We start from the raw sequence: 10479 nt of genomic DNA, 5'->3' as shown, positions 1-10479 counted from the left end.
GCGAATTATTCATCTTTCCCATTATAAAACATTTGCTTATTGAACCCAAAAAAGGCAAAAAAGCGGCTTTTCAGATTGTTGATGATATATTTAATCCCTTAAGTTAACGGCTATGGTATATCCACCGTCTGTGGCGCTTAAAAACAGGTAGTTTTTCCCGCCCTGCTCTTTTACGGCATACTTAGATGTGTAGGTATTGCCAAGTATGTCGGTCTCAATTAACTTACCGTCTGCAGTAAAACTTATATTTTCCAGGTAAAGGTCTTCTAAACCTAAAAACTTATTTGAATTATCATAAACGCTGGCCTGGTGGGTTATCATACGCCAGTTACCTACAATACTTGCAGGTGTGTTTGATTCTGGTTCCGGGTTACTTTTTTTACAGGCGAATAAACATAAACAAAGCGCAGCAACAAGTAAAATTTGTTTCATTTGTGATAAAGGTTGGTTTCCGTCCTAAAATACAATTTCCTTTTTAAATAAACAGCGCCTTGTAAAATAAGCGGTTAAATACACGCCAAAAATGGGTGTGCCTATAAATTAGTATCTTTGCACTAATGCAATCAGTATCAGAAATAAAATCGGTGGAGTCCCGGTGGGAGAAGGGCTATAACAATTATGGCCCCTGGCTTAAGGAGAAGTATAAAGGGCACCGTGTGTTTAAGGTTATCGTTGACGGCGGCTTTACCTGCCCCAATCGCGATGGCAGCAAAGGCTACGGCGGCTGCACTTATTGCAATGTAGATTCGTTCACGCCATCGGTTAGCCGCAATGCCCCTACCGTGCGCGAGCAGGTGATGCAGGGTATGGAACGCGCCCGTAATGGAAACAAGGCCGATAAATTCATCATCTATTTTCAGCCCAATACCAATACTTATGCCCCCACCCATTATTTAAAAATGATGTACGACGAGGCGCTCAGCTACGGTACCGAGGATATTGTTGGCCTTAGCGTAGGTACCCGTCCGGATTGCATCGACGCCGAAAAGATAGCCCTGCTGGAAAGCTATACCGACAGGTTTGATGTTGACCTGGAGATGGGTATGGAAAGCATTTATGATGAAACGCTTAACCAGATCAATCGCGGTTGTAGCCATGATGAATTGTTGAAGGCGCTGAAATTGACCGAGAACACCAAGTTGGACGTTTGTGTGCATACCATCTTCGGTTTCCCCTGGGAGAGCCACGAGATGATGCTGAAATATGCCGACGAGATAAACCGCCACCCCCAGATAAAATTTGTAAAATTCCACCACCTGCATATTGTGGAAGGCAGCGTAATGGGCGTAAAATACAAACGCGAACCATTCAAGCTTTTCGGGCTGGACGAGTACGCCGAGTTTTTATGCGAGCTATTGCCCCGCGTTCGCCCGGATATCATTATTCAGCGCCTCTTTGGCCTCAGTGACCGCGAGCTCCTTATAGCGCCAAACTGGGGATTAAAGAAAAGCGAGATCCAATACTACATCGATCAAAAGATCTTGAGTAAAGGCGTGGTGCAGGGGAGCGCATTATAGAGCTTTCGTCCAACCATAAACCAGATTGTCATTTCGAACCGAGGTACGAGGGAGAAATCTTGTTGTCCATGCATAGCTCGCCACTATGCGTATTTGTCCTGCATAGCGGATTTGCATATCTAACAAGATTTCTCGTCGCTGCGCTTCCCTCGAAATGACAAAGTTTGTTTTTTGCGCTGGAAACCACTCTACGTTTTAGGAATAACGTTAACCGTTGGCTCAAATATTGCACATCCTCCAATATATAAATTATCTTTAGGGACGAAAAAACTGATCCGTTTTGGCGCAAAAACCTTTACTTAACTATATTCCTGCCCTTACAGGCGTGCGGGCATTGGCTGCATACCTCGTTTTTATATCTCATTACGCTTATGCGTTTGATGAGAACTTTCCCCATGCTGTGCAACGTTTTCTTAGCGAATTCCACATCGGGGTAACAATCTTCTTCACGCTTTCGGGTTTTTTAATTGCTTTCCGGTATTTCGATAGCTTTGAGTTAAGCAGCGGTTGGTTTAAACAATACCTTAAAAATCGGGTTGCGCGCATCTATCCCATGTATTTTTTGCTTACCATGGCGGCTTTCGTTTCCTTCTATTTTACGCACGATGAAAAGGTGACCAACGGTTTCGCAAGCCCCATTGGTTTATTCCTGATGCATATCACGTTTGTACGCGGCTTTTTCGATCAGTTAAAATTCACCGGTATTGCCCAGGGCTGGAGCCTAACCGTGGAGGAATGCTTTTACTTTTCGGCACCCTTCATTTTCTACTTCGCGCAGCGCTACAAAAAATTCTATATCCAGCCTATCATCATAACAGGTATCGGCGCACTGCTGGTGCTCATTTTCCGCAATGTTAACTGGTACGGTTTCTTCGGCAATTTTACCTTTATGATGCTGTACACCTTTTTGGGGCGCTGCTTTGAGTTTTTTGTAGGCATCCAACTGGCGCTTATTGTTCGTAAGAAAAAAATGGACGGCAGCAGCAAGCAAAAGCTCACCTACCTGGGTTTTGTGCTGATATTTGCCTGTGTATGGTTTATGAGCACATTGCCTATCCCTAAAGGCGAAATTGCAGGGCTTCACCATCCGCTGGGCATTATCACCAACAACTATCTGCTATCTATAAGTATTGCCTTGTTCTTTTATGGCCTGCTTACCGAGACCTCCCTCCTGAAAAAAATATTATCAAATAAATTTGTGGAGCTACTGGGCAAAAGCTCGTATATTTTTTATCTCATTCATTTAGGCTGGATGTACGATGGCCTGCATTTCAGCTTTAACTGGCTAAACGATTGGGTTTTCGAACTTTACGATAAATGGGGCGTCGACTGGAACTCGCCTTTTCAATACGATAATTTAAATGTACTGTACGCTTTTATCATACTCAACGGGGCATCTATTTTGTTGTTTAAACTCATAGAAGAACCGCTGAATCATTACATCAGGCAGTCCGATTTTTTGATCAAGAACAAAAAGCGCGCAGTATCCGTATAAAACAAGGCCTTAAAAAAAGAGAACAAATAAAAATGCAATTACTACGAGGGTTTAAATTTTATGTTGTTACCGTAAGCATCATCCTGGCAGGCTGCTATAGCGCCTTCGCGCAGGACGATAAAGAGGAAGAAGGTGAAGTGTTTATAGAGGTGAAGCCCAGCTCTAAAAACGCCTTATTTAAGGGCGATGATTACATTGAGTTTAAGCTGAAGGTAAAAAGCACCTACAAGGGTAACCAGGACGGCAAGCTTACCTATAATGTACTGAGCGACGATTTCAGGCAGCTATCAACCAATAGCATGCCGGTGCACCTTATCAAAAACTCGTCAGAAACGTACAGTGTTCTCCTGCCAAAGCGCATCCCTGGTTTTTACCGCGTGCACTTTATGTTTAACCTTACCACTTATGATGATACGGTGAAACGCGTGTTCGGCATCGATCCCGAAAAAATAAAGACCACCCTGCACAAACCAGCCGATTTCGACGCATTTTGGAAGGGGACCATCGATACCTTAAAAAGCATTAAGCCCGAGTTTAAGTTTACCGAGGACAAGAAGAGATCCACTAAGGAAAAAGTGGTTTACCTCTGCGAGATGAAATCCTGGGAAGGCATTACCATTCGTGGCTGGCTTACCGTGCCGAAAGGCGGCAAAAACTATCCTGTATTATATCGTGTTCCCGGCTACACCATCGATATGAAGCCCGATTATGACAAGGAGGATTTCGCGGTATTTACCATAAACGTACGTGGCAACGGCAACAGCCGTGATGTAATAGCGCCCGATTACAAGCAATACAATTTAGTGAATATAGAAAGCCGTGATAAATACATTTACCGCGGCGTTTATATGGATTGCCTGCGCGGCGTAGATTTTATTGCCGCCAGTGCATCAAAACTTCGCCTGAACCCCGAAAAGATAGTGGTAGAGGGTGGCAGCCAGGGCGGTTCGCTTGCCGTGTTTGTGGCCGCTATGGATAAGCGGGTAAAGCTTTGCACTTTCCAGGTGCCGCTGTACGCAGATATGCACGATTCGTACGCCATCGGCAGTTCGTACCCGGTTGACACCTGGCCAACGCTTGTTTTTCATGAGTATATTAAAAAACACGCCGGCTTTACTAAAGAAAAACTGCTTGCTGTTTGGGATTACTACGACCCGCAAAACTTTGCCGACAAAGTAAAATGCAAAGTACTGATGGGCATAGGCCTTTTAGATGAATTTTGCCCGCCGCGATGCAGCTTTGGCATGTTTAACAAGTTTGCCAACACCAGCAACGAATATTTTGTAGTTGCAGATAAAGCGCACGAGGTTAACTTTACATACTTTACATTTCAATACTACTGGCTGAAGGAAGATTTCAGGATGCCGTAACACCCTATACCTATGAAAAGAATTTACATAATTTGTTTATTGCTGGTTATCATCGGCTCGGCCCGGCAGCAGGCCTTTGCAGGCTGGCCCATTGGCAAGTACCGCAATATTGTGGTGCCATCCTTTAACTATTACACTTCTAAGGATGTATATAACTCCAGCGGCAAAAAAGTAAAGCCGGCAGGCAACAGCTCGTTCACCAGCTATGCTTACGGCCTGTATGTTGGCTACGGTATCACCCGCCGGTTAGATCTGATCGTGAACGTGCTTGCTCCCGATCAAAACAGCCAGTACACCACCGCTGCAGGTACCACCTACCAGCAAAGCTTTGGTTTTGGCGATATCCAGGCAGGCCTAAGCTACGCGCTTGTTAATTTTGATTACAAAGCTTACTTCTCGGTACAGGTATCGGGTATTGCACCACTTTATAAACACGATGACCAACTGCTCGACCTTGGTTACGGCGTTTTTGGTTCCGAAGTAAAATTTATGTACACGGGCAGCTTTAATAAAAACTTTCTAAAGGGATGCTATTTTAACGTAGAGGCAGGTTACCGCCGCTACTTTGATACCCAGGGGCCAAATGTTATCCTGTACTCGGCTTTGCTGGGCGTGCCTATTAATAAGAAGAACCAGGTAAGCTTTGAAATAGGCGGGCAAAATTCATCCAGTTCCAACAAATCCTTCAGCCAAAACTTGAGCGTAAACCGCGATTTCGCCTTCACCAAAGGGGCTGTAAATGTGGGGCATACCTTTACACGCCGCATATCGCTTTTCGCCAGTGGGTTTTACACCTTTATGGGCCGAAATGCCGGTGTTGGATATGGTGGTGCTTTGCAGGCAGTATTGAAAATATAGCTTGGGATTACACCGATCAAAGATTGATTACACTGATTTATAAATTAGCAAACAGGCCGCAATTTTTTGCGGCCTGTTTTGCTAAAAGCTGTTATCGCTTTAGAACTGGAAGTAGATAAATGATTTGCCCGATTCCTGGCTGAGGATGATCATCACCAGCATGAACGACCAGGCCAGCGCCACACCCCACCATGGCAGTTTACCCGCAGTTTTTAGCACAGTAGTTTTGCGCATCGTCCAGTGGAATACCAGCATCAGGGTTATAACAACCGCTACCTTAATAATGGCAATGCTGGTTAACAGCGGTGTTGCACCCGGCGTACCGGCAAACATCGCATTTAACAGCCCCCATGCACCGCCAAACGTAGCCGAACGGAAAAACACCCAGGTAATACAAACCATAAAAAACGTAAGTAATGCTTTCAGGAAGTTCTCCTTGATCTTAACTCCCGGGATAACCGAGGCGGTGGCCACTACAGTATCCTCCGGGGATAAATTTGTTGCCTTGCGGCGGCTATCCTGCAGGGCTTTTTCTATCCAAAGGAATAACCCGTGCAGGCCGCCCCACACTACAAACGTCCAGTTGGCGCCGTGCCAAAGGCCGCCTATCAGCATCGTGATCATCAAATTGATATAGGTACGGAATTGCCCTTTACGGTTACCGCCCAGCGGAATGTACAGGTAATCGCGCAGCCATGATGAAAGCGTGATGTGCCACCTGCGCCAGAAATCGGAAAAACCGATAGCAGCATAGGGGTATGCAAAATTTTGCGGCAATATAAAGCCCAGGCACATGGCAACGCCAATGGCTGCTGTAGAATAACCCGCGAAATCGAAAAAGATCTGACCGGAGAATGCCAGCACGCCGGCCCAGGCATCCAGTGAACCCAAGGGTGCATGTGCGCCAAATACAGCATCGGCGGTTGCGGCCAGCATATTATCGGCCAGTGTTACCTTCATAAAAATACCGAGGGTTAACAGCAGCAAACCATCCAGCAGTTGTTGCTTAGTGGCTTTGCGCTCACTCTCAAACTGCGGCACTAATTGCGGCGGGCGTACAATGGGCCCGGCCACCAAATGCGGGAAAAACGTAACGAAAAGCGAAAAATCCAACAGCGATTTTACCGGCTTGCTTTCGCGCTTGTACATATCTATGGTGTAGCAAAGCGTGGTAAACGTGTAAAACGAGATCCCGGCAGGTAAAATAATGCTTGGCTGCGCCGGATGATAATCAAAGCCCAGCACATTGCAAAGCGATACAAAATTCTCTAAAAAGAAGTTGCCGTATTTAAAGAAGCACAGCATACCCAGATTGCCCACAAGGCTAACCACCAGCAGCGCGTGCCGTTTTATCTTATTTTGTTGGGTATATAAGGCGCGGCCCACAAAAAAGTCTACCACGGTTGATAGCCAAAGCAGCAATATAAAAGGTGGGTTCCAGGCGGCGTAAAATATGTAGCTGGCAAGCAGCAGGTTAATTTTTTTTACCTTCCAGGGTAAAGGAAGGTTATGTAGCAGCAGCATTAAGCTAAAAAATACTACAAAGGTATAGGAGTTAAAAACCATGATGAGATAGGTGTAGATTTAATATTTTGAATTGTGTGATTATAATTTCCAGTTGGTTTGCTGCTTTAAGGCGGCAATCATACCGTTGGTGTATACAACTGCACCGTCTGGGGTTAGGTGAGAAAATTCCGGGCATACCAGGTTGGCAAGTGTCGGGTAATCCTTAAAATAAATGCCTTTACAGCCTGTTGTTGTTAGCAGCCTGTCCCAATATTTGGCGCGCGGGTAGCCCATGCTTTCGCCCATAAAAAAGGGGCCGCTTGACGGCGTGCGTAAAAACACCACTTCGCCCCCTCTTGCTTTTATTTTATTTACATCTTGCTTAACAGCAGCAAAAAAGCTGTCTAACTCTTTGCCACCCATTGGTGGGGCAGTATTCTCTTTAGCAAGCATGCCCCATATACCGCGCACCTGGTTTACGCGATTAGTGTCCGCCAAAAAAGAAGCAGTCATTTTTGTTTGCCTGTTGTAACTGGTGAAACCAAAACCAACAGGAAAATCTAATCCTGCATATACGCCCATTCGGTTAGGAACGTAAAGATGATTAAGCAAGCCATTTACCGAGTAAAAATCCCGGTCGAGCAACACCAGGTTGGCCTCGAGGTATTTATCAACGGCGAAGCTGGCTGTTTGCGCAGGTGTGCGTTTTTTGTAGTAGTTTATGCCTTCTTCCGGAGATGCCAATACGTAGGGGGCATTGTTAAAAAATAATACTTCGGTAACATCTACCACTAATCTGCCTTTAAAGAGCGGATCGTTGGCTAAATCGGCAAGTATCGACCGCGGCGATGAACCCACCATGGCCAGCTGTACGGCACGGGTGTTGGTTTTGCTCTCCCAGGTGGGGATATCCAGATCATACTTAATACGCGATGAGCCGATAAAAACCGTTGCTTTATCTGCCGGCTCGTAGGCCATAGCACGCGCGTTTGCCCATAATTCGGGGCTGTCATCAAAATCGGGCTCAATGCCCTTGCTGCGAAGGTATAGCTCCCAGCATACGGCTGCACTTACTGTAAGTGCCAGCGCAAGTAGTAGTGATTTTACAGGTAGGTTTAATTTCATTTTATTATAAGTTAATTAATTAAAAATAACTAACACATAAACTATTGTAAGTTAGCTATTTAGTTTTTCAATATAAAATATTAAGCATATTTTAATTATAGTTTAATATTCTCCAATGGCCATTGTAGTGGGAGTAGACTTACAAGAAATAAAATTCGTTACAGGGATTGTAAAAAAAATGTTACTGATTTGCAGGGGCATCAGCCGGGAGCAGGGAGATCGCTTGTTCAGGCTTGTTCGCGTTCGACGTACTGCGCGAACAGCCCGAACAAGCCCGAACACGTGTAATTTTAAACGAATCATTACTAAATAAGCCTGTAAAAAATCTAAAAGCGATTTCCCTGATCAGCGGGCCATAAAACAAAACAGGCCGCAAATAATGCAGCCTGTTCAAATATTATTGCAATAAATAAGAAGGTTATCCGGTGTATTTACCAAATATTTTTTCAACCGCTTCTACCCGGAATTCAAACACCTTTTTTATTTTTTTGCGCACTAACACAGCATTGGTTAGCTGCCCAATTACGCCGAAAGGTATGGCGTAGTGCAGCAGGTCGGTCATCTCTACGCCGCCGGGGATGGCTTTAAAATGGTGCTGATGATGCCACAAAGCATAGGGACCAAAGCGCTGCTCATCTACAAAGTATTTACCTTCCTCCACATGCGTTATCTCCGTCATCCAGTTGAGTTTAATACCCAATAAAGGTGATACCTTATAGGTGATGATCATCCCGGGATACATTTTTGCGTCGCCGTTATAATCGCTGGTTACTATAAAGTTCATTTCGGGCGGTGTAATTTTGGCCAGGTTATGCGGCGAGGAGAAAAAATCCCATGCCTCATCCAACGTTATTGGTAAATTCTGCTTAAGTTTTAATACGTATGTTTTCACACTGCAATTAACGTATTATATTTTAGTATATCCTCGTACCAATGTAAACTTATTTATCCATTCCTGTACCAATAGGCAAATCGTTTCGGCTCCATTCGCTCCATGAGCCTACATACAGCTTAGGCCCGGTTATCCCTGCATGCTCCATGCCCAGCAACGTGTGGCAGGCCGTAACACCCGATCCGCAATGAACTACCACATTCTCGGGCTTTACGTCGCCTATGGTATCCTTATACAGCGTAGTCAGAGCCTGGGAGGTAAGGTACTTCCCCTCCGGCGACATGCTGGTACTGTAAAACAAATTCACCGCCCCGGGTATGTGTCCTGCAACCAGGTCCAGCGGTTCGGTAATACCCTGGTAGCGTACGCCCTCGCGTACATCTATTACTACACGGTTTTCGTCCTTTGCAGCCTTCTTTACTTCTTCTATATCAACTGTATTGGCGTATTCGGCAGCAACCGGATATGGTGCTACGGCAGTGTTTTGATATTCATCTGTAGCCAGTTGGATCCCGGCATCGGTAGCGGCTTTTAAACCGCCGTTTATCACCTGCACATTCGTGTGCCCTATCGAGCGCAGCATCCACCAAAGGCGTGCTCCGCCCATAGCCGCGGCCTTATCATCGTAAACTATTACATGGCTACCGGGCGTAACACCCCAGCGGGCCAGTGTTTCGGCAAAACCTTCTAAAGCAGGTAAAGGGTGGCGACCGCCAATGGCAGCATCGGCTGGGTGGCTGGCCAAATCTGCATCCAGCCCGGCAAAAACAGCATTAGGCAGGTGCCCGGCAAGGTAGCGTGCGTGTGCATCGGCACCGCCGCGTACATCTATTAATATGGCAGAGCCATCCAGTATATGAGGATCGGTAATTTGAATAAGTGGCGACATAGGCTATGTATTTGTAGCCCAAATATAGCTTTTAGAGGTGAGAGGTAAAAGGCGAAAGGTAAAAGGTCGGCGTATCTTACCTTTCAGCTTTAACCTTTAAACCTTTTACCTTCTTTATTGTACCATCTTATTGGCACAGCACGAGCTGGCAAACGCTTCCGGCTTGGCTTTGAATACGAAACCCATGCTGAGGATATAGCCCATTGCCTCGTGAAGGGCCTGGTTGCTTTTAAACATGGGGTTGGTGTTAATGTCGGCGTGTACCTCCAGCTCTACCTCGTACAGGTCCAGCAGGTCGCATAGTTTGTAGGCAATGTCGATAGATTTTTGCACCTCGTTTAGCATCCGCTCCTTGATGCTCATTTTTTGGGAAGTACGCTCCTGGTGGATGAACATAAAGGCTCCGCGCCCTTCGCGGATGAAAACGATAACCGTGGCAAAATCAGTAACCGACCCTTTTACCTGCGAATCTGTACCAATGCAAACTTTTAGTTTATTGCCAAGGTTGGTTTCGCGCTCAATGGCGGCTTCTACTTCTTCTAAAATGGGGGTTTGAATGATCTCTCCGCTAAATTTTTTCCAGGCCATAAAAATATTTTTTAGATGATTTTTAGTACTGACCTTTTTACGGTCTATAAAAATAAGCGATTAACTATTGCTTAAACGTTATAACCGTGTGATTTATTTGTTAACATTTTACTGAATATTAACAAGTTAGGGGAGGTTTATTGGTTCACTTATTCATTAGTTCATTGGTGGGGAGGTGGAATACAGGTAATGATTTGCGGCCCGACTTTACACTGCAATGGTTCAGATATGAGATAAGA

General features: G+C 45.3%; 10 protein-coding genes. 4 read left to right on the top strand and 6 right to left on the bottom strand.

The window, feature by feature from the left end:
* Nucleotides 1–90: 90 nt before the first annotated feature.
* Complete coding sequence (locus IDJ77_RS18440) at nt 91–432, bottom strand: hypothetical protein (RefSeq protein WP_191190454.1); 342 nt, start codon at nt 430–432, stop codon at nt 91–93.
* Between the two features lie 125 nt (nt 433–557).
* Between IDJ77_RS18440 and IDJ77_RS18435 the strand changes: the two genes are divergently transcribed.
* From IDJ77_RS18435 to IDJ77_RS18420, 4 genes are all read left to right on the top strand, one after another.
* Entirely contained in the window at nt 558–1517 is a 960-nt protein-coding gene (locus tag IDJ77_RS18435; RefSeq protein ID WP_191190453.1) for a TIGR01212 family radical SAM protein, read from the top strand.
* A 280-nt stretch (nt 1518–1797) separates the two neighbouring features.
* Nucleotides 1798–3012, top strand: coding sequence for an acyltransferase family protein (locus tag IDJ77_RS18430; RefSeq protein WP_191190452.1), 1215 nt, complete (start codon nt 1798–1800; stop codon nt 3010–3012).
* Between the two features lie 32 nt (nt 3013–3044).
* Entirely contained in the window at nt 3045–4382 is a 1338-nt protein-coding gene (locus IDJ77_RS18425) for an acetylxylan esterase (RefSeq protein WP_191190451.1), read from the top strand.
* A 12-nt stretch (nt 4383–4394) separates the two neighbouring features.
* Nucleotides 4395–5240 (top strand): hypothetical protein, encoded by an 846-nt coding sequence (locus tag IDJ77_RS18420; RefSeq protein ID WP_191190450.1) that lies wholly within the window; start codon nt 4395–4397, stop codon nt 5238–5240.
* Nucleotides 5241–5339: 99 nt separating this feature from the next.
* On the opposite strand, the gene IDJ77_RS18415 is transcribed toward IDJ77_RS18420, so the two are convergent.
* The 5 genes from IDJ77_RS18415 to IDJ77_RS18395 all read right to left on the bottom strand — a co-directional run bounded on the left by IDJ77_RS18415 (nt 5340) and on the right by IDJ77_RS18395 (nt 10240).
* Nucleotides 5340–6806, bottom strand: a complete 1467-nt coding sequence (locus IDJ77_RS18415) for an MBOAT family O-acyltransferase (protein WP_191190449.1) — start codon at nt 6804–6806, stop codon at nt 5340–5342.
* 39 nt (nt 6807–6845) lie between these two features.
* Entirely contained in the window at nt 6846–7871 is a 1026-nt protein-coding gene (locus IDJ77_RS18410; protein WP_191190448.1) for a hypothetical protein, read from the bottom strand.
* Between the two features lie 418 nt (nt 7872–8289).
* Nucleotides 8290–8763, bottom strand: coding sequence for an SRPBCC family protein (locus IDJ77_RS18405; RefSeq protein ID WP_191190447.1), 474 nt, complete (start codon nt 8761–8763; stop codon nt 8290–8292).
* 49 nt (nt 8764–8812) lie between these two features.
* Nucleotides 8813–9652: a sulfurtransferase gene (locus IDJ77_RS18400; protein WP_191190446.1), complete on the bottom strand. Its 840-nt coding sequence runs from the start codon at nt 9650–9652 to the stop codon at nt 8813–8815.
* A 114-nt stretch (nt 9653–9766) separates the two neighbouring features.
* The gene (locus IDJ77_RS18395; protein WP_191190445.1) at nt 9767–10240 is read right to left on the bottom strand and encodes a ribonuclease H-like YkuK family protein; all 474 of its coding nucleotides are present in this window, start codon (nt 10238–10240) and stop codon (nt 9767–9769) included.
* Between the last annotated feature and the right edge of the window lie 239 nt (nt 10241–10479).

Origin of the sequence: Mucilaginibacter pankratovii (assembly GCF_014773265.1) — a bacterium.
GTDB lineage: Bacteria > Bacteroidota > Bacteroidia > Sphingobacteriales > Sphingobacteriaceae > Mucilaginibacter > Mucilaginibacter pankratovii.
This window is presented reverse-complemented; position numbering and strand designations above follow the sequence as displayed.

What these genes read in the sequence shown, in the direction of transcription:
- IDJ77_RS18425 (WP_191190451.1), top strand. Translation starts at nt 3,045, where the DNA reads ATGCAATTACTACGAGGGTTTAAATTTTATGTTGTTACCGTAAGCATC.
- IDJ77_RS18400 (WP_191190446.1), bottom strand. Translation starts at nt 9,652, where the DNA reads ATGTCGCCACTTATTCAAATTACCGATCCTCATATACTGGATGGCTCT.
- IDJ77_RS18440 (WP_191190454.1), bottom strand. Translation starts at nt 432, where the DNA reads ATGAAACAAATTTTACTTGTTGCTGCGCTTTGTTTATGTTTATTCGCC.
- IDJ77_RS18415 (WP_191190449.1), bottom strand. Translation starts at nt 6,806, where the DNA reads ATGGTTTTTAACTCCTATACCTTTGTAGTATTTTTTAGCTTAATGCTG.
- IDJ77_RS18435 (WP_191190453.1), top strand. Translation starts at nt 558, where the DNA reads ATGCAATCAGTATCAGAAATAAAATCGGTGGAGTCCCGGTGGGAGAAG.
- IDJ77_RS18410 (WP_191190448.1), bottom strand. Translation starts at nt 7,871, where the DNA reads ATGAAATTAAACCTACCTGTAAAATCACTACTACTTGCGCTGGCACTT.
- IDJ77_RS18420 (WP_191190450.1), top strand. Translation starts at nt 4,395, where the DNA reads ATGAAAAGAATTTACATAATTTGTTTATTGCTGGTTATCATCGGCTCG.
- IDJ77_RS18395 (WP_191190445.1), bottom strand. Translation starts at nt 10,240, where the DNA reads ATGGCCTGGAAAAAATTTAGCGGAGAGATCATTCAAACCCCCATTTTA.